Origin of the sequence: Streptomyces spiroverticillatus, from assembly GCA_014650415.1 — a bacterium.
Taxonomy (GTDB): domain Bacteria; phylum Actinomycetota; class Actinomycetes; order Streptomycetales; family Streptomycetaceae; genus Streptomyces; species Streptomyces spiroverticillatus.
On sequence record BMUX01000001.1, the window covers coordinates 464437 to 482961 of the forward strand.

Sequence of the window (18525 nt, forward strand, 5' to 3'; positions counted from 1 at the left end):
AGGAACGTGGGTGGATGAGCGGGTGGGGTGGACCCTGTGAGTGATGTCGCGACGCCAGGTGTGGACGCACAGCTGGAGGACTACCGGACCGAGTTGACCGGCTTCTGCTACCGGATGCTCGGCTCCGCCTTCGAGGCGGAGGACGCCGTGCAGGACACGATGGTGCGCGCGTGGCGCAGCCAGGACCGCTTCGAGGGCCGCTCCTCGCTGCGCTCCTGGCTGTACCGCATCGCGACGAACGTGTGCCTGGACATGCTGGGCAGCAGCAAGAAGCGCGCCCGGCCGATGGACTTCACGGACCCCAAGCCGCTCGCCCAGGCCCAGTTGAACCCGCACGCGGAGGCGGTGTGGCTGGAGCCGGTGCCGGACGGGCGGGTGCTCAGCCCGGTCGCGGACCCGGCGGAGACCGCCGTCGCGCGCGAGTCCGTACGACTGGCCTTCGTGGCCGCGCTGCAGCACCTGCCGCCGAAGCAGCGGGCGGTGCTGATCCTGCGCGAGGTGCTGGCCTGGAAGGCGAGCGAGGTCGCGGAGCTGCTGGAGACGAGCGTCGCCTCGGTCAACTCCGCGCTCCAGCGGGCCCGGGCGACGCTGGCCGAGTCCAAGACGGGCGGCTCGGACACCGTCAAGCCGATGGACGAGGAGCAGCAGAAGCTCCTGGAGCGGTACGTCGCGGCCTTCGAGGGCTACGACATGAAGGCACTGACGGCCCTGCTCCACGAGGACGCCGTGCTCTCCATGCCCCCGTTCGACCTGTGGCTGGTCGGGGCCGAGGACATCACGGGCTTCATGCTCACGCACGGCGCCGCGTGCAACGGCTCGCGCATGCTGGCGACGGTCGCCAACGGGACGCCGGCCTTCGCGCAGTACCACCCGACGCCCCAGGGCATCTTCCTCCCCTGGGCGCTCCAGGTCATCGAGATCTCAGACGGCCGGATCTCGCACATCAACACGTTCCTGGACACCAAGCGGTGGTTCCCGCTCTTCGACCTCCCGGAGCGGATCGAGGCCGACGGGACTCCCGGGCCGGTCGCGGCTCCCGGGGGGATCTCCGGATTCGAAGCCGCTTTTGCGGCTGCGGCTGCCGCCGGTGCTGGTGCCGCTCCCGGTGGTCTCGAAGGTGAGGCCGACAAGGTCGAGTAGGCCGAGGAGGTCGGGGCCGGGGTGCCGCAGAATCAGGCGGCACCCCAGCCTGCGGGCCGCGACCCGCATCCGGGCGAGCGCCTCGACGGCGGCCAGCCCGGGTTCGGTGAGGGCGGAGACGTCGCAGGTCAGCTCGGTCTCGCCGGTACGGAGAAGGCGGGCGTGCAGGCGCTCGCAGAGGGGCGGGACGTCGGCCTTGGTGACGCGGCCGACGATCGCCATGGGGTCGTACGTCGAGTCTTCCACGGGGGTATGACCGGCCGGGCGGCCGAAACTCATCGGAGGCGGGGGTCCGGCACTCGCTCGGCCGTCAGATGTGGAGGGGCATTTCGAGGACGACGGTGGTCGTGCCGGTGGGCGGACTGTCGAGGGTGAGGGTGCCGTCGACCGCCGTCAGCCGTTCCCGCAGCCCCGGCAGGCCGCTGCCCTTGTCCAGCGCGGCGCCTCCGATGCCGTTGTCATGGACCGTGATGCGCAGCTTCTCGTCCACGAGGCGCACGTCCACCGTCGCCGAGGTGGCACCGCTGTGCTTGGCGATGTTGGTGAGCAGCTCGGCCGCGCAGAAGTACGCGACGCGTTCGATCGCCGGGCCGGGCCTGTGCGGCATGTCCACCGCCAGGGTGACGGGCACCCCGGCCCGGTCCGTCAGGTGCGGAAGTGCGTCGAGGAGGCCGCGGTCGAGGGCGGCGGGGCTGATCCCGTCGATGAGGCGGCGCAGTTCGGCGATGGCGGCGTCGGTCTGTGTGCGGGCGCGGGCGACGAGGGCACGGGGCCGGTCCAAGGACTTGTCACCGGCCGTTTCGCCCACGGCACCGGCCGTCTCGCCTGCGCCACCGGCCGTTTCGCCCACGTCTCCGGCCGTTTCCCGTACGTCGTCGGCCAGCGCGTCGGCGGTCAGGGACAGGGTCATCGCGATCGCGACGAGCTGGGCCTGAGTGCCGTCGTGCAGGTCGCGTTCGACCTGCCGCAGGTCGCGGTCGCCCTCGGCGAGAGCCGTGCTGCGCGCCCGTTCGAGGGTGCGCACCCTCAGTTGGGAGGCGCTGGGGCCGAGCAGCGCACGGGCCAGCCGACGGTGCAGCCCCGCCGCCGCACGGACGGCCGTCGGGGTGAGCGCCACGGCGGCCAGTGCGACCAGGACGGCGGCTGCCACGACCCATGCCGCCTGGTCGTCGGCCAGCGCCCAGATCAACGACCACACGCCGAACGCCGGAAGGCCGAGCGTCGCCACGAAGGCGAGCAGGTCGACCGGGAGCCGGAGCAGCAGGTAGAGCACGCCGCGCCAGGCGGTGAGGTCGGACAGGCTGCCGCGCACCCAGGCAATCGCACCGGTGGTGGCCGGCGGGGGCGCCGGGAGCGCGAGGTCCTCACCGAGCAGGGCCCGCACCAGCCGGGCGTGGGCCCTGCCGAGGTGACGGGCTCCGCGCAGGCCGAGCGCGAGCAGCGGCAGGCCGATCAGGGTGAGGGAGAGCAGACCGCCGATGTAGAGGACGAGCAGTACGTAGGCGGCGCCGAGGAGGGAGAGCGGAAGACCGGTGAGGACGAAGAGGGCGACTCGGGGCAGGGGACGCCGGGAGCCGGTGGGGACTCCGCCGGTCCGGTGGCGTGTCACGGGGTCACCGCCGCGGCGACGGCCGGTTGCGCGGTGGCCCGGGTGCCGGTGAGCAGGACGGTCAGGACGGTCAGCGCCACCGCCCCGAGCACCAGCGGGCCGACCGACGGGAGCGGGACGGCGGGAAGTGCGCTGCCCGTGGCGGACAGGGCGAACGCGATGCTCATGGGGGCCGCCACCAGCAGCCCGAGCAGCACTCCCGCCATGGCGGTCAGTGTCGCCTCCGTACCGAGCATCCGCATCAGCTGCCTTCGGGTCGCGCCGGTCAGGGCCAGCAGGGCGTACTCGCGCCGCCTCGCGACGGTCAGCGAGACGAGGGTGTTGACGGTGGCCACCGCACCGAAGCCGGCCAGCATGGCCAGTTCCACGCCCCGCAGCCAGGCGTCACTCTCGGCGTACGCCCCGGGCGGGGCCACCTGTTCGAGGGTGCCGGTGACGGCGGCGAAGGTGGTCGAGAGCCCGACCAGCAGCGCGATCGGAATCAGCGCGGAGGAAAGCCGGTGGGCGTTCCCGCGAAGGTTGTCGGCGGCGAGCGCGCCCCCGCCGTCACCCCGGTGCCGGGCGCCCGCCAGCCGGAACGGCAGCCCGAGCAGGGTCACGGCCGGCCGGGCCAGGACAGGCGCGAGCAGGCCGACCGCCGTCATGCACAGCAGCGATCCCAGCAGGGCCAACTGGGCCGCCTTGTCCAGGGGTTGGCGAGTGGTGAGAACCAGGAGAGGTACGGTCCCGCCGATGACGAGCAGGCCGAGGAGTCCCCTCAGCCACCCCGTTCGGCCTTCTTCCCGCGTCTGCGCCATCGCCGCTGACGGCCTGCCGCCGACGGCCCGCCGGACGGCGATCTTCGTCGCGCCGACCCCGACGAGCAGCGTCACCGCCGTCCCGGCCAGCGGCGGCCACGGGGACCACTGCACGAGCGCACCGGCCGGAGCGAGGTCCCGGGCGACCAGTTCCGCGAGGAACCGTCGCGCACCCCAGCCGCCGAGCAGCCACCCGGGCGGCGAGACGAGGAGGGTCACCAGCAGCACTTCGTGCCGGATCAGCCGTTTGATCTGCACCGGGGTCGCCCCGCTGGTCCGCAGCAGCACCAGCTCGCGGGCCTGCTGCCGTACCGAGAACGCCAGGGTGTTGGCCACCACGAACAGCGCCATCAGCATCGCGATCTCACCGAACGCACCACCGATCATCGCCAGTCGCTCGTCCCCGCCCCCACCGAGGGCAGTGACGACGAGCGAGCCGAAGAGGGTGATCACGAGGACGGCCAGCAGCAGGGCCACGGCCAGCCCCGCGAAGGAAGCGGGCTTGGCCCGCAGGCCCGCGAACGCGAATTTCAGCATGCCGACCCGCTCAGCTGCTCGGCGATCCGGGCGGCGGAAGGGCGGAGCAGGTCCTCGACGACCATCCCGTCGGCGAGGAAGACCACCCGGTCGGCGAAGCTCGCCGCGACGGGGTCGTGCGTCACCATCACACAGGTGCGCCCCTCGTGCTCGACGCCCGCGCGCAGCAGCCGCAGCACCTGGAGGCCGCTCGCCCGGTCGAGCGCACCGGTGGGTTCGTCGGCGAAGAGGACCCGTGGCCGGGTGTACAACGCCCGCGCCACCGCCACCCGTTGCTGCTGGCCGCCGGAGAGCCGCCCCGGCCGCTCCTTGCGGCGGTCGGCGAGCCCCACCTGGTCAAGGGCCTCGGCCACCGCCGCCCGGTCGATCCGGTCGCCCGCGAGCCGGGCGGGCAGGCTGACGTTCTGCTCGACCGTCATGGCGGGCATGAGGTTGTACGACTGGAAGATGAAGCCCGCGTCCGCCCGCCTCAGCAGGGCCAGCCGCCGCTCGGGCAGCGCGGTGATCTCCGTGGTCCCCCAGTGGACCGTTCCGGAGGTCTGCCGGTCCATTCCCGCGACGCACTGCAGCAGTGTCGACTTTCCCGATCCGGAGGGGCCCATCACCGCGGTGAAGGTGCCCGGGGCGAAGGTGACGTCGACGCCGCGCAGCGCGTGGACGGCCTCACGGCCACGGCCGTACGAACGGCGCAGGTTCTCGGCGCGCAGCCCCAGCCCAGGTCGCGGGTTCGGGCTCTGCGGCAGGGCGGGGTCCGCTGTGGCCGGGAAGCGGGCGGGAACATCGGTGGTCGGTGACATGTTTCGATTCTTGTTCTCAGCAGGCCCGTGGACCACGGGGGTAGCGCCCGTTCCGAGGGTTCGGATATCCGCCCCCCTTGCCGCTGCGCGGGCTAGGGGCCGACCTCCTGCAAGTACGTCACCACGGCCTTGACCCGTCGGTTGTCCGCGTCGGTCGACGGCAGGTCGAACTTCAGGAATACGGACGCGACATGCTTCTCCACCGCCCGCTCCGAGATGACGAGCCGCCCGGCGATGGAACGGTTCGAGTGCCCCTGCGCCATCAGGTCCACCACCTCCCGCTCCCGGGCGGTCAGCCGGTCGAGCGGGCGGGTCCCGTTGCTCAGCATCCGGCTGACGATCAGCGGGTCGAGGGCCACGCCGCCGGCCGCGACCCGGCGCAGAGCCTCGATGAAGTCGGCGGTGGCGGAGACGCGCTCCTTGAGCAGATAGCCGACGCCCGACGGGTCCCCCGCCAGCAACTGGGCCGCGAGGGAGGGAACGGCATGCTGGGAGAAGACCAGGACGCCCACGCCCGGGTGGTCGGCGCGCAGTCGCACGGCTGCCCGGATGCCCTCGTCGGTATGGGTCGGGGGCATCCTGATGTCGACCACGGCGACGTCCGGAAGGTGCTCGGCAACCGCCGACAGCAGCTCGTCCCCGTCACCCGCGGTGGCGAGTACCTCGCAGCCGCGGGCGGTCAGCAACTCCACCATGCCTTCACGGAGAATGACCGAATCCTCGGCGATGACCACTCGCACTGCGCGCCCCCTGCTCAACTGTCCGCCACCCACATCACACCACTCGCCCAGAGCTTCGCTCGCAGCCGGTCAGCCCGTCCAGCGGCCGCTCAGATACGACGCGGCGAACAGGACCATCAGGGGTGCGGCCAGCGCCACATATGCCGTCTTCACCCGTGGCCTGCGCACGCTCCATGCGGCCAGGAGGGTCCACAGGGGCCACCACAGGAGGGTGGCGCGGGGGACCGAGGTCAGCCAGTAGGAGGTGGCGAGGGCCCAGAGGCTGAGGCCGATGTAGACGGCCTCGGGCCAGCGGCGGAGGGCGATGAGCGTGATCAGGAGGGCCACGCCGATCACGAGCGCGACCATTTCCGCCTGCCACATGAAGGCGTAGCCCGTGCTGTACGTGCCGTCGAAGGCGGCGTGCCAGGTGGTGTTCCAGGCCTCCCACGGCGGGTGGAAGGTGCGGTACCAGCCGCGTTCCTGGGCGTGCTTCCAGGCCATCCAGTCGCCGGTGCGGTTGAAGAGGTAGCCGCTGTAGAGGAGGGCCGGGAGGGCCGGGAGGAGGGTCCAGGGGAGGCCGCGCCAGGTGCGGGCGTCCTTGGCCCGCCAGGCGGTGATCAGGAAGTGGACGCCGATGGCGGCGGCGACGAAGAGGCCGGATATGCGGACGGTGGTGGCCAGCGCGGTCAGGACACCGGCCAGCAGCCAGCGCTGCTTCTGCGCCGCGAGCCAGGCGGGCAGGGCGAAGGCCAGGAAGAGGGCTTCGGTGTATCCGGCGGCGAGGAAGACCGCGCAGGGGGAGAGGAGGAGGAAGAGGACGGAGCGCTGCCCCAGAACGGGAGCGGTGCTCTCGCGGGGGCCGGCGGAGCGTGTGCCTGCGGCCGTGCCGGAGCGCTGCTTCGAAGTGAGAGCAGTGCTCTTGCCCGAGCCGGAACGCGTCCCCGCCCCCGCCCCGGAGCGCCGCTCCAAAGCGAGAGCACTGCGCTCCCCCGGCATCCCCAGCCGCGCTATCCGCACCAGCGCCAGCACCGCCACCGCCCCCGACACGAACGAGATCAGCAGCCCCGCGAGGGTCCAGTTCGGGACGACGACGTGCACGGCGCGCAGGAGGAGGGGGAAGCCGGGGAAGAAGGCCTCCCGGTTGTCCCAGCCCTCCGAGCCGGGGCCGGACCCCGGTCCCGTCCCCTCGGGGAAGTAGCCCTCCTGAGCGATGTGCAGGAAGTGGGTCCAGTCCCACTGGGCCCACCGCGACAGCGCCGACCGCGCCTCCTTCGCGTTCCCGTCGCTCGGGAAAACCCAGGCCACGGCGTACGACGTGATCCACAGCCCGATCCGGGTGAAGAGGTACAGCCACAGCACGTCGCGGTCCGTGCCGTCCAGCCGGGACAGCGGGCGCAGGATCCGCTGCGGCAGCCGCTTCCCCGGGCGGCCCGCGCCGGAGCCCGCCCGAGGGCCGCCCGAGGGCTTCCGCTGGGCCGGTACGGCGGGCTGTTGCGCGGTCCGCCGGGGCGGGGGCGCGACGGTCATGGGCGTACTCCTGCGACGGCGTGCGGTTCGGTTCGGCGTGGGTCGGGCAACTCACGGCTCGATTGCGCGTCCCGTAGAGGAACACGCGTACGTGTGAGTATGCGTTCCATGCGCGCCCGCCCGAAACGCCGGGGAACGGCGGACGGGGCCGGCGCACGTACGCACCGGCCTCGCCCGTCACTCACCGCTCCCGCGGCCTCACCTCACGGCCGCACTGCCTCAGGCAATGCGGTCCAGCACGATCGGCGACGGTACGAAGTCCGTGCCCTCGGGCGCCGTCAGCACGCCGCCGTCGAGCGCCTCGATGGCGTACGCGAACTTCTCCGGGGTGTCCGTGTGCAGCGTCATCAGCGGCTGGCCCGCGACGACCTTGTCGCCCGGCTTGGCGTGCAGCTCGACGCCCGCGCCCGCCTGCACCTGGTCCTCCTTGCGCGCGCGGCCCGCGCCGAGCCGCCAGGCCGCGACGCCCACCGCGTACGCGTCCAGCTTGGTCAGCACGCCCGAGGAGGACGCGTTGATGACGTGCTGCTCGCGCGCCACCGGAAGGGTCGCGTCCGGGTCGCCGCCCTGCGCCTGGATCATGCGCCGCCACACGTCCATCGCGGAACCGTCGCGCAGCGCCTTCTCCGGGTCGGCGTCCGGGAGCCCGGCGGCCGTCAGCATCTCGCGGGCCAGCGCGATCGTCAGCTCGACGACGTCCGCCGGGCCGCCGCCCGCCAGGACCTCGACCGATTCCCGCACCTCAAGGGCGTTGCCCGCCGTCAGACCCAGCGGCGTCGCCATGTCCGTCAGCAGCGCGACCGTCTTCACGCCGTGGTCGGTGCCGAGGCCCACCATCGTGGACGCCAGCTCACGCGCGTCCTCGATGTTCTTCATGAACGCGCCGGAGCCGACCTTCACGTCGAGCACGAGCGAGCCCGTGCCCTCGGCGATCTTCTTCGACATGATCGACGACGCGATCAGCGGAATCGCCTCGACCGTGCCGGTCACGTCGCGCAGCGCGTACAGCTTCTTGTCGGCCGGGGCGAGGCCGTCCCCCGCCGCGCAGATCACCGCGCCGGTCGACTCCAGTACGTCCAGCATCTCGGCGTTCGACAGCAGCGCGCGCCAGCCCGGGATCGACTCCAGCTTGTCGAGCGTGCCGCCCGTGTGGCCGAGGCCCCGGCCGGAGAGCTGCGGCACGGCCGCACCGCAGGCCGCCACCAGCGGGGCCAGCGGCAGCGTGATCTTGTCGCCGACGCCGCCGGTGGAGTGCTTGTCGGCGGTGGGCCGGGAGAGGGCGTCGAAGTTCATGCGCTCGCCGGACGCGATCATGGCCGCCGTCCAGCGGGCGATCTCGGTGCGGTTCATGCCGTTCAGCAGGATCGCCATGGCGAGCGCGGACATCTGCTCGTCCGCGACCGCGCCGCGCGTGTACTCGTCGATGACCCAGTCGATCTGCTCGGGGCTCAGCTCGCCGCGGTCACGCTTGGTGCGGATGACGGAGATGACGTCCATGGGGTTCCTTCCAGGGGTACGGCTACGGCTGGTTGGTACGGCTCTTGGTACGGCTGTACGGATAAATCTACGCGCGTCACGCCGGGTGGGAAGCCAGGGCAGGCAACAAATTGGCCGACGGGGGGCGCGGGGAGCGGCCGGCGGCCTCCTCTCCCGGGTCGGGTGGTGGCGGGGCCGTCCTCCGGGCCGGAGTATGGCGCTACCGGGGGCCCGCCGGAGGAACTTGGCTCGCGGGGTTGCAGTTGCCGTTGCGGCAGTTCCTACCGTCGTGAACAGGGCCGGAGAAACCGGCCCGGCGACACACATGTGCAGGGAGTGGCGATGGACTGGCCGATCGAGGAGGTCGCCCGGATGTCGGGCGTCACCGCGCGGACTCTTCGCCACTACGACGAGACGGGTCTGCTGCCGCCGGCCCGGATCGGGGTGGGCGGACGCCGCTACTACGCGGAGCCCCAACTCCTGCGGCTGCAGCAGATCCTCGTGCTGCGGGCGCTGGACGTCGGGCTGCCGGAGATCGGCCGGATCCTGTCGGAGCAGGTCGACGAGGTGGACGCCCTGCGCGGCCACCGTGAGCGCCTGCTCGCCGAACGGAACCGGCTCGACGCGCTGGCCCGCACCGTCTCCCGCACGATCGCCGAACTGGAGCAGTCCAGGAAGGACGGCAGTCCCATGACCATCAACCGACCGGAGAACCTCTTCGAGGGCGTTCAGCCCTCCCAGTACGAGGACAACATGCGCGCCTTCCCCGAACTGGCCGAAGCGGTCGGCCGCCGTGCCGACGCGATGAGCCAGTCCGACGCGGACGCCGCGCACCGTGCGCGTACCGCGCAGATGATCCGGCTGGCCGAACTGATGGCGGCGGGCCACCCGGCCGACGCCGACCCGGTCCAGGCCGAGATCGACGCCCAGTACCGGACGCTGACCGAACTGCGCGCGGTCTCCGCCGAGGGCTACCGGGCCATCGGCCGCTCCGTCGTCGACAACGAGACGTGGCGGGCGGCGTACGAGGCCATCGCCCCCGGCCTGGCGGCCTACCAGCGTGACGCCATCGAGGCGTACGCGGCGGGCCGGCTGGCCTGAGTCCTGACCGACCGCCGCCCGGGGGCGCCCTCGGGGGCGGTCGGTCGTGTGCCGCACCCCGGAACCGGGGTGTTTTCGCCCCAGCCCCGCCCCTTCACCTAAACCCTGCGGGACGGTTGGTGGGCTGGTGTCCGTGATGGGGCTACGCCCCTTGCCCCCTGCACGGGCTGCGCCCGCGCGTCCTCAAACGCCGGACGGGCTGAATGATGCCGCAGGCATCCAGGGGCGCGGGGAACTGCGCGACCAGCCACCCACCCAGCCGCGCGGCGAGCGCTTTAGGTGAAGGGGCGGGGCCGGGGCGAAACCCGCCCCGGTACCGGGTGCCGACCCTCACCCCCAGGTGACTCCCACGTGTGCCCACCCCCGTGCCCCGCGAACAGGCAGCACCCGTCCCGCGCGGGCGCGGGCTGAGTCACGTCGCAGTCCCCCAGCTCCGCCAACTCCACCTCCGCATCAGCCCACTTGGCCCACAGCGCATAGCCCCGGTGCAGCGAGTCGATGAGCCCGAAGTGCTCGCCCTCCTCATGCTCGGACAGGTCGCAGCGCACCCAACCGTCCGCGAGCGGCTGACCGCAGCGCGCGGAGGCCTTCTCCACCAGTACGTCCGGGAGTTCCACCCGGTCCGTGCAGCGCATCAGACGGCCGGCCGCATCGAACGGGCCGGGCGCACGCACCGCACGCACCCGCAGGCCGGAAAGCGGACCGGGTTCTCCAGGATCGCCACCGGGTCCCCCTCCCGGACCACCTCCTCCGCCGACCACGTGCGGCCCGAATCGCGGGACACCCGCAGGGTCATCAGCGTGCGGGGCTCCTCGGCCTCCGGGCCGCCGCCGCCCGCTTCGCGCCCGCGCTCCTCATTGCTCCACGCCTTCATTGCTGCGTCCTTTCCGCTCCGATGCCTCGCATCGCACCCGCATTCGGAAAGGCACTCGCCAGGTGGGCGGACGCGTTACCGGAGTTCCGGGTGTGACGGGTGCGGATGTTGGCAACGGCAATAGGCGCACGCCAAAGAAGAATCCCGCACCAATTCGGCGACTTGGACCAAGCGTGGCACCGCGCTGGCTAACGTGTATCGAGGAGAAGGCAATTTCACCGCTCAAATTACCCTCCCAACCCCCCAGCTCAGAGCGGTAGTTCACGCCACAGCGCGCAACGTTCCACGATTTCGCGCAACGTTGCTTGCGTCGGCGGAACGTTCCCCATCAGACTGAACACAACGCAGAGGGGACAGCAATGAGCTTCGACCCGGAGGCGGCAAGCCCCACCCTGTGCCGCCTTCAGCTCGGCAATGAACTCCGAGCGATGCGACTGGCAATGGACCTCAAGGCCGCGACCGTGTGCAAACAGCTGATCTGGAGCCCGTCCAAACTCTCCCGGCTGGAGTCGGGCGACAACACCATCGTCGAACCCTCCGTCGTGATCGCCCTCTGCGACACGTACGGGGCCGAGCCCGAGCAGAAGCAGCGTCTCGTCGGGTACGCGAAGGTCACCAAGACCAAGACGGACTGGTGGGACACCCGGGAGAACCGCGAGGTCATCCAGCCCGGCGCGAGCGCCTTCTTCGGCCTCGAATCCACCGCGTCCGTACTCCAGACGTACGAGGCGGAGTTCGTCCCCGGACTGCTCCAGACCGAGGCGTACGTCCGCGCGATCTCCAAGCCCGCGCACCGGCGGATGTGGCCGGAGGACAAGGACAAGGTGGTGAAGATCCGCATGACCCGACAGGAGGTCCTGCGACGCAAGCGCTCGCCGCTCAAGTACACGGCGATCATCAACGAGGCCGTCCTGCACCGGGTGATCGGCTCCCACGCCCTGATGCGTGAGCAACTGACGCACATCGCCCACGTCATGGAGGCCCATCCAAACGTCCGCATCCAGATCGTCCCCTTCGCGGCGGGTGCGCACCCAGGCATGGACGGGAAGTTCTCCGTGCTGCACTTCCCGCCACGTACGGCGCTCAAGCCGCTGGTATATCTGGAGAACCGCGCATCGACCTGGGTGATCCGTCAAACTGACGCCATCCAGCAGTACGAGGAAGCCTTCGCGGACCTCAGTGCGATCGCCGCAGGGCCTGACGAGTCCCTGGACATGATCAAGAGAGCAATCGAGGAGCACAGCTAGTGAAGATCACGAACGCGGAAACCTTGAGCGGTGCTGCCTGGTTCAAGTCCAGCTACAGCAACAGCCAGGGCGGCGACTGCGTCGAAGGCGCGCGCCTGTGCGCCGACGCCGTGCGCGGCCTGGACTGGTTCAAGTCCAGCCACAGCAACGACCAGGGCGGGGATTGCGTCGAAGGCGCGCACCTCGCGGACGGCACGCTGATGGCCGTACGCGACTCCAAGGTCCCGGACGGCCCCGCCTTCGTCGTACGCGCCGAGGTCTGGACCGCGTTCGTCGCCGGGCTCCCCCGCGCCGTATAGGGAGCCGGGCCCCTACCTCCGCTTACGCCCCCGCCTCGACCGGCGCGGCGGGGGCATGCCGGGGCCGCCCCGTTCGCGGCGGTTCCGCATTTCCCGGCGGATGCGGGCGGCACGACCCCGCACAGTCTTCGGCGAGGGGCCGCACGTGGGGTCCGTACAGGAAGCGCGTCCGCAACCCCCGCGCACCCCGCACCGTACGGGCTCCGTGCTCCGGCACGGGCGGCACAGGCCGCCGGGCAGTTCGTCGGGGCGGCCGGCCGCGCCGCAGCCCAGGCATTCCGTCATGGGGACGCCGGGCGGGGTCGCGGGAAGCTCCGGGGGCAGCTTGGCGAGCAGGCGCGACTGCACGAAGCCGAAGGGATGGGTGATCTGCGAGGGCATCAACAGGGTGATCCCGTAGACGAGTTGAGTCTCGCTCGCCCCGCGCCGGAACCACTCCCCCGCCACCTCCGCCAGCGCGTAACACTCCGCCTCCGAGATCGCAGGGAGAGTCAGCCGGCCTTCGGGGTGGCTTCCGGGTCGAAGCGGGCGTGCGTGAGGGCGCGGCGGCGGAGGTCGAGGGCCTCGGCGCGGGCCGCGCGGGCGCGTTCCGCGTGGAGGCGTTCGGCGTCCCACTCGGCCTGCTGGGCGGTGCTCATCGCCCGCCATTCGGCCGTCGTGGGGACCGCTTCCGGCAGGGCCGTGAGGTGGGTGGGGCGGTGTTCGCGCCACGCGGCCGGTGAGGACTGCGGGTTCGACAGGGCGGCGAGGTGGGCGGCACTGCCCGGGTAGACGTCCGAGGCGGCGGCCCGGTGCCGCCAGGACCGCGCCCCGGCGAAGGCCAGACCGACGAGCAGCCAGACACCGATGAGGGCGCCCAGCACGAGGAGGACGAGCTCCGCGGTCGCTGCGGACGGCACGTGCAGTGCGTGCGACACGGGCAGAGGGTGCGGTACGTGCAGTGCGGCGTCGAGCACGGGGGCCTCATCGCGGGGAGGGGTGGGGCCCGGACGTGTGGGGGCATGGGCTGTGGGACCGGGCCTGCTGGCCCTCCCATTCTTCGCGTCGCCCGCCCCGCCGGGCACCGCCGCCGGGCCTGCGTGGGCCCGCCCTAAGCCACTCTTCCCGGGGGACCAAGGTCCCGGTGCAGGCACCCCGGATGCCTTCCTACTGGGGGTCGGCCCCGGAGCCGGTCGCGCCCGGGGTTCGGGGCACCCACGAGGGGTTCTCCTTGACCTTGGCGGGGTCCGGCTCGGCGAGCCGGACGCCCCATTCGTCGTCGGAGCCGACCCGGACGAGGATCTGCTTGATCTGCTTCGTCTTCTCGAAGTAGAGGACCACTGCGGTGCGGTAGGAACCGTCACCGTAGAAGTCCGCCGTCACCTTTCCCCGCGCGCCCTCGCCGAAAGCGTCGACCCAGTTCTGGGCGGTCTTCTCCGGTGATTCGTTCTCGGCCCCGTCGTCCTTGATCGCCAGTTCGGCCAATCCGTCGGGGTCACCGTCGGCGAGCCGCCATACGACTCGCTGCACCGTGCGGAGGGTGCCCGTGCTCGGGAATCCCACGACGCGCAGGGGGTTGTGGTTGTCGTAGTCCGTGCTGTCGGTCAAGTCCTTCTCTGCCGTTGCCGTGCAGCCCGAGAGCGCGAGTGCGGCGCAGGCGAGGGCGGTCAGGCCGAGGGTGGCGGGTCTCGCCCGTCTGCGGGGCGCGGGTGGCCGGTGGGTGGTCATGTCGTGCTTCTTTCCGCAGGTCACAGGAGAGCGCGTCATCATCGCAACGAACCCCCCGGCCCGCTGAGGCGGGTCGGGGGGTTCGGGTGCGGCGGTGGGTCGCCGGTGAGGTCAGGCCAGGTGCTGCGGGCCGAAAGCGTCCGGCAGCATGTCGCCGAGCGTGCGGACACCGGTCGTGGTCTCCAGGAGGAGTTCCGGGCCTCCGAACTCGTACAGCAGCTGGCGGCAGCGGCCGCACGGCATCAGCGTCTGGCCGGTGCCGTCCACGCACGTGAAGTGCGTCAGGCGGCCGCCGCCCGAAGCGTGCAGGGCGGAGACGAGGCCGCACTCGGCGCACAGGGAGAGGCCGTAGGAGGCGTTCTCCACGTTGCAGCCGGACACCGTGCGGCCGTCGTCGACCAGGGCCGCCGCGCCGACCGGGTACTTCGAGTACGGGACGTACGCACGGGACATCGCGTCCCGGGCCGACTCCCGCAGCTTCTCCCAGTCGACCGGCGGGACCGGCGCGGTCGTCGTCACTTGCCCTGCCCCTTGCGATAGCGCATTCCGTCGGCCTTCGGCATGCGCAGCCTCTGGGCGGACAGGGAGAGGACCAGGAGGGTCACGACGTACGGGGTCGCGCTCACGAACTCGGTCGGGACCGTGTCCGTACCCAGGTACCAGACCAGCATGCCCGCCGCGATCACGGCGGAGATGGCGGCGGCGATGTACGCCTTCTTGTACGCCTTCCACAGGGCCAGGCCCACCAGGAGGACGACCAGGAGCAGCAGCAGCGCGTGGACGGAGGAGCCGCCGTTGCGGAGCTGGAGCGCGTCGGCGAAGCCGAACAGGCCCGCGCCCATGGCGAGGCCGCCCGGACGCCAGTTGCCGAAGATCATCGCGGCGAGACCGATGTAGCCGCGGCCGCCGGTCTGGCCCTCGTTGTAGATGTGCGACGTGACCAGGGAGAGGAAGGCACCGCCAAGACCCGCCATGCCGCCCGAGACGATCACGGCGATGTACTTGTACTTGTAGACGTTCACGCCGAGGGACTCGGCCGCGATCGGGTTCTCGCCGCAGGAGCGCAGGCGCAGGCCGAACGAGGTCTTCCACAGCACCCAGAAGGTCAGGGCGAAGAGGAGGACGGCGACGATCGTCAGGAGCGAGACCTTGGTGACCAGGCCGCCGAGGATGCCCGCCAGGTCCGAGATGAAGAACCAGTGGTGCGTCTCGATCGAGTGCAGCCAGTCGGAGAGACCGGGGATCGTCACCGTGTCGATGCTCTCGGCCGGCGGGGACTGCTTGGGGCTGCCGCCCGCCGCCTGCGCCTTGCCGGTGTTGAACCACAGCTTGGCGAGGTAGGTGGTGAAGCCCAGCGCCAGGATGTTGATCGCGATGCCGGAGATGATGTGGTCGACACCGAAGGTGACGGTCGCGATGGCGTGCAGCAGACCGCCGAGCATGCCGCCGACGACGCCCGCGAGGACACCGATCCAGGGGCTGGTCTGCCAGCCCGCCCAGGCACCGAAGAAGGTGCCGAGGATCATCATGCCTTCGAGGCCGATGTTGACGACGCCCGCGCGCTCGGCCCACAGGCCGCCGAGACCGGCGAGGCCGATCGGGACCGCCATGGAGAGCGCCGCGCCGATCTGGCCGGCGGCGGTGATGTCCTGTGCGCCGGTGATGGCGCGGACGGCGGACAGGGCGACGAGCCCGCCCGCGATGATCAGGAGGACCATCGGGAAGGTGAGGCGGGACGCCGCCGCCTTCACCGGGCCCTGCTTCTTGGGCGCCGGGGTGGGAGTCGCCGTACTCACGCCGACACCTCCTGCTTCTCGGAGTTGTTGGCGGCCTGGGCGGCCAGCTTCGCGCCGACCTGGCGCTGCTGGCGCTTGAGGCCGTAGCGGCGGACGACTTCGTACGCGATGACGACGCACAGGACGATGACGCCCTGGATCACGCCGACGATCTCCTTGTCGTAACCCTCGAATTCGAGCTTGCCGGTGCCGCGCTCCAGGAAGCCCCAGAGGAGGGCGCCCAGCGCGATGCCGACCGGGTGGTTGCGGCCGAGGAGGGCGATGGCGATGCCGGTGAAGCCGATGCCGGTCGGGAAGTCGCCGCCGTACTCGTAGGAGTCGTTGAGGAGGGTCGGCATGCCGATCAGACCGGCGACGAGGCCGGAGATGAGCATCGAGGTGATGACCATCTTCTTGACGTTGACGCCGCTCGCGTCGGCCGCCGACTCGGAGGCGCCGACGGTGCGCAGGTCGAAGCCGAAGCGGGTGCGCGACAGGATGAACCAGTACGCGACGCCCGCGATGGCGGCGATCACGATGAAGCCCCAGATGGGGTCGGCGTCGGGCTGCGTGGTGAAGGAGAAGAAGTGCGCGGATTCGGGCAGCGGCTTGGTGGCGACCTTCGTGCCCGCGCTGTCCAGGTGGCCGAGGCGGCCCTGCTGGAGGAGGTAGCCGATGATCGCGGTGGCGATCATGTTGAGCATGATCGTCGAGACGACCTCGGAGACGCCCCGGGTGACCTTCAGGACACCGGCGATACCGGCCCACATCGCGCCGACGATCATCGCGGTGAGGATGATCAGCGGGATCTGGAGGAAGCCGGGGAGCGTGAGCGCGCCACCGACCGCTGCGGCGAAGAACGCCGCGAGGCGGTACTGGCCGTCGACGCCGATGTTGAAGAGGTTCATGCGGAAGCCGACGGCGACCGCGAGACCTGCCAGGTAGTACGTGGTGGCCTTGTTCAGGATGTAGACCTGGCTGTCGGACTTGACGCCGTAGTCGAACATGATCCCGAAGGCGCTGAACGGCTCCTTGCCGGTGGCGAGCAGCACCACGGCGGTGACCAGGAACGCGGCCACGATCGCGAGCAGCGGGGCCGCGAGTCCCAGGAGCAACCGCTCCTTGTCGAACTTCTTCATCGGTCCTCTCCCCCAGTCCGGGGGTCGGTGTCGGGGGCGGTACCGGTCACGGTGCCGGGGGCGTCTTCGCGTCCGGCGGCTGCCTCGGCCTGGGCCTGGGCCAGGTCCTCGGCGGAGGCCTCCAGGTGGCCGGTGGCCGCGCCGGTCATGGCGGAGCCCAGCTCCTCGGGGGTGACGGTGGCCGGGTCGGCGTCGGCGACCAGACGGCCCCGGTACATGACCCGCAGGGTGTCGGAGAGGCCGATCAGCTCGTCCAGGTCGGCCGAGATGAGGAGGACGGCCAGGCCGTCGCGGCGGGCCTCGCGGATCTGGTCCCAGATCTGCGCCTGCGCGCCGACGTCCACGCCACGGGTGGGGTGGGCGGCGATGAGCAGCTTCGGCTTGTGGCTCATCTCGCGGCCGACGATCAGCTTCTGCTGGTTGCCGCCGGAGAGGGAGGCCGCGGTGACGTCGATGCCCGGGGTGCGGACGTCGTACTCGCGCACGATCCGCTGGGTGTCGGCGCGGGCGGCCTTGAGGTCCAGGAGGCCCTTGTTGCTGTTGGGCTTCTCGGTGACGTGGCCGAGGATGCGGTTCTCCCACAGCGGGGACTCCAGGAGGAGGCCGTGCTTGTGGCGGTCCTCGGGGATGTACCCGATGCCGTCCTCGCGCCGCTTGCGGGTGGGCGTGGTGGAGATGTCGGTGCCGTCGAGGGTGACGGCGCCGGCGTCCGGGGTGCGCATGCCCATGATGGCCTCGACGAGCTCGGCCTGGCCGTTGCCCTCGACGCCGGCGATGCCGAGGACTTCGCCCTTGTGGATGGTGAAGGCGATGTCGTCGAGGACCGAGCGGGCGACGCCGTCCGGGTCGATCGCGCTGAGCTTCAGGTCGGAGACGGTGAGCATCGGCGTCGTGGTGACGGTCGACTCGCGGGTCTCCGGGGAGGGCAGCTCGCTGCCGACCATCAGCTCGGCGAGCTGCTTGGGGGTGGTGTTCGCCGGGTCGGCGGTGCCGACCGTCGTACCGCGTCGGATGACCGTGATGTCGTCGGCCACCGACAGCACCTCGCCCAGCTTGTGCGAGATGAAGATGACGGTCAGGCCCTCGGACTTCAGCTCGCGCAGGTTCTCGAAGAGCGCGTCCACTTCCTGGGGGACCAGGACGGCGGTCGGCTCGTCCAGGATCAGGGTGCGGGCGCCGCGGTAGAGGACCTTGAGGATCTCGATGCGCTGGCGGTCGGCGACGCCGAGGTCCTCGACGACGGCGTCGGGCCTGATGTTCAGCCCGTACGCGTCGGAGATCTCCTTGATCTTGGCGCGTGCCTTGTCGCCGATGCCGTACAGCTTCTCCGAGCCGAGCACGACGTTTTCGAGGACCGTGAGGTAGTCCGCGAGCATGAAGTGCTGGTGCACCATGCCGATGCCGCGGGCGATGGCGTCGCCGGGGCTGTTGAAGGACACCTGCTCGCCGTCGATGGCGATGGTGCCCTCGTCCGGCTTCTGCATCCCGTAGAGGATCTTCATCAGGGTGGACTTGCCCGCGCCGTTCTCACCGACGAGGGCGTGCACGGTGCCGCGGCGCACGGTGATGGCGATGTCGTGGTTGGCGACGACACCGGGGAACCGCTTGGTGATGCCGTGCAGCTCTACAGCGGGCGTGCTGTCGGCGGCTCGGGAGGCGGCGTGGGGACTGCTGGACGCTTTGATGGCGCACTCTCCTAGGCAGGAGGCGAAGAAGCTGAGGCGAGGGGTTCGTACGGACGACGCTGTACGGCGTGAAGGGGTGTGGCGGGAAAGTTA

Annotated in this window: 18 protein-coding genes and 1 pseudogene; 4 read left to right on the plus strand and 15 right to left on the minus strand. The window is 71.2% G+C overall.

All coding sequences use genetic code 11. The features are described 5' to 3' along the window. The first annotated feature begins 36 nt into the window (after window positions 1-36). Window positions 37-1140, plus strand: a complete 1104-nt coding sequence (locus tag IE269_RS02135) for a sigma-70 family RNA polymerase sigma factor (RefSeq protein ID WP_189820931.1) — start codon at window positions 37-39, stop codon at window positions 1138-1140. Window positions 1141-1179: 39 nt separating this feature from the next. Here the strand turns inward: IE269_RS02135 and IE269_RS02140 are convergent. The 7 genes and pseudogenes from IE269_RS02140 to IE269_RS02170 all read right to left on the minus strand — a co-directional run. After that, window positions 1180-1419: pseudogene (locus IE269_RS02140) on the minus strand (STAS domain-containing protein); the annotation flags it as partial. Window positions 1420-1450: 31 nt separating this feature from the next. Beyond that, a complete protein-coding gene (locus tag IE269_RS02145) occupies window positions 1451-2749 on the minus strand; it encodes a sensor histidine kinase (RefSeq protein WP_229897406.1) in 1299 nt (432 codons plus the stop codon). Next, window positions 2746-4083, minus strand: a complete 1338-nt coding sequence (locus IE269_RS02150) for an FtsX-like permease family protein (RefSeq protein WP_189820932.1) — start codon at window positions 4081-4083, stop codon at window positions 2746-2748. Before IE269_RS02150 ends, IE269_RS02145 begins: the two co-directional genes overlap by 4 nt. Next, window positions 4077-4880: an ABC transporter ATP-binding protein gene (locus IE269_RS02155; RefSeq protein WP_189820933.1), complete on the minus strand. Its 804-nt coding sequence runs from the start codon at window positions 4878-4880 to the stop codon at window positions 4077-4079. Before IE269_RS02155 ends, IE269_RS02150 begins: the two co-directional genes overlap by 7 nt. Window positions 4881-4972: 92 nt before the next feature. Next, window positions 4973-5620, minus strand: coding sequence for a response regulator transcription factor (locus IE269_RS02160; RefSeq protein WP_268253584.1), 648 nt, complete (start codon window positions 5618-5620; stop codon window positions 4973-4975). 69 nt (window positions 5621-5689) lie between these two features. Next, the gene (locus IE269_RS02165; protein WP_189820934.1) at window positions 5690-7129 is read right to left on the minus strand and encodes a hypothetical protein; all 1440 of its coding nucleotides are present in this window, start codon (window positions 7127-7129) and stop codon (window positions 5690-5692) included. Between the two features lie 219 nt (window positions 7130-7348). Beyond that, entirely contained in the window at window positions 7349-8626 is a 1278-nt protein-coding gene (locus tag IE269_RS02170) for a thymidine phosphorylase (protein WP_189820935.1), read from the minus strand. 321 nt (window positions 8627-8947) lie between these two features. Here IE269_RS02170 and IE269_RS02175 point away from each other — a divergent pair, with 321 nt between their 5' ends. Further along, window positions 8948-9706: a MerR family transcriptional regulator gene (locus IE269_RS02175; protein WP_189820936.1), complete on the plus strand. Its 759-nt coding sequence runs from the start codon at window positions 8948-8950 to the stop codon at window positions 9704-9706. Window positions 9707-9981: 275 nt separating this feature from the next. On the opposite strand, the gene IE269_RS02180 is transcribed toward IE269_RS02175, so the two are convergent. Together IE269_RS02180 and IE269_RS02185 are read right to left on the minus strand one after the other, a co-directional pair. Next, window positions 9982-10380 carry a hypothetical protein gene (locus IE269_RS02180; RefSeq protein ID WP_189820937.1) on the minus strand — a complete coding sequence of 133 codons (399 nt, stop codon included), beginning with the start codon at window positions 10378-10380 and terminating at the stop codon, window positions 9982-9984. After that, window positions 10341-10580, minus strand: a complete 240-nt coding sequence (locus tag IE269_RS02185) for a hypothetical protein (protein WP_189821395.1) — start codon at window positions 10578-10580, stop codon at window positions 10341-10343. The genes IE269_RS02180 and IE269_RS02185 overlap by 40 nt, the downstream gene beginning before the upstream one ends. 359 nt (window positions 10581-10939) lie before the next feature. Between IE269_RS02185 and IE269_RS02190 the strand changes: the two genes are divergently transcribed. Beyond that, the gene (locus IE269_RS02190; protein WP_189820938.1) at window positions 10940-11827 is read left to right on the plus strand and encodes a helix-turn-helix domain-containing protein; all 888 of its coding nucleotides are present in this window, start codon (window positions 10940-10942) and stop codon (window positions 11825-11827) included. Further along, window positions 11827-12126 (plus strand): DUF397 domain-containing protein, encoded by a 300-nt coding sequence (locus IE269_RS02195; protein WP_229897409.1) that lies wholly within the window; start codon window positions 11827-11829, stop codon window positions 12124-12126. The genes IE269_RS02190 and IE269_RS02195 overlap by 1 nt, the downstream gene beginning before the upstream one ends. 491 nt (window positions 12127-12617) lie before the next feature. Here the strand turns inward: IE269_RS02195 and IE269_RS02200 are convergent, their stop codons facing one another. The 6 genes from IE269_RS02200 to IE269_RS02220 form a co-directional block, all read right to left on the minus strand. Continuing rightward, window positions 12618-13043 (minus strand): hypothetical protein, encoded by a 426-nt coding sequence (locus IE269_RS02200; protein ID WP_189820939.1) that lies wholly within the window; start codon window positions 13041-13043, stop codon window positions 12618-12620. 229 nt (window positions 13044-13272) lie between these two features. Continuing rightward, the gene (locus IE269_RS02205) at window positions 13273-13833 is read right to left on the minus strand and encodes a hypothetical protein (protein WP_189820940.1); all 561 of its coding nucleotides are present in this window, start codon (window positions 13831-13833) and stop codon (window positions 13273-13275) included. Between the two features lie 111 nt (window positions 13834-13944). After that, on the minus strand, window positions 13945-14352 hold the full coding sequence (locus tag IE269_RS02210; RefSeq protein ID WP_268253585.1) for a cytidine deaminase: 408 nt from the start codon (window positions 14350-14352) through the stop codon (window positions 13945-13947). Next, window positions 14349-15629 carry an ABC transporter permease gene (locus tag IE269_RS42930; protein ID WP_438817520.1) on the minus strand — a complete coding sequence of 427 codons (1281 nt, stop codon included), beginning with the start codon at window positions 15627-15629 and terminating at the stop codon, window positions 14349-14351. The genes IE269_RS02210 and IE269_RS42930 overlap by 4 nt, the downstream gene beginning before the upstream one ends. Continuing rightward, a complete protein-coding gene (locus tag IE269_RS02215) occupies window positions 15626-16747 on the minus strand; it encodes an ABC transporter permease (protein WP_189820941.1) in 1122 nt (373 codons plus the stop codon). The genes IE269_RS42930 and IE269_RS02215 overlap by 4 nt, the downstream gene beginning before the upstream one ends. Next, on the minus strand, window positions 16744-18432 hold the full coding sequence (locus tag IE269_RS02220) for an ABC transporter ATP-binding protein (RefSeq protein ID WP_189821355.1): 1689 nt from the start codon (window positions 18430-18432) through the stop codon (window positions 16744-16746). Before IE269_RS02220 ends, IE269_RS02215 begins: the two co-directional genes overlap by 4 nt. Window positions 18433-18525 lie beyond the last annotated feature (93 nt).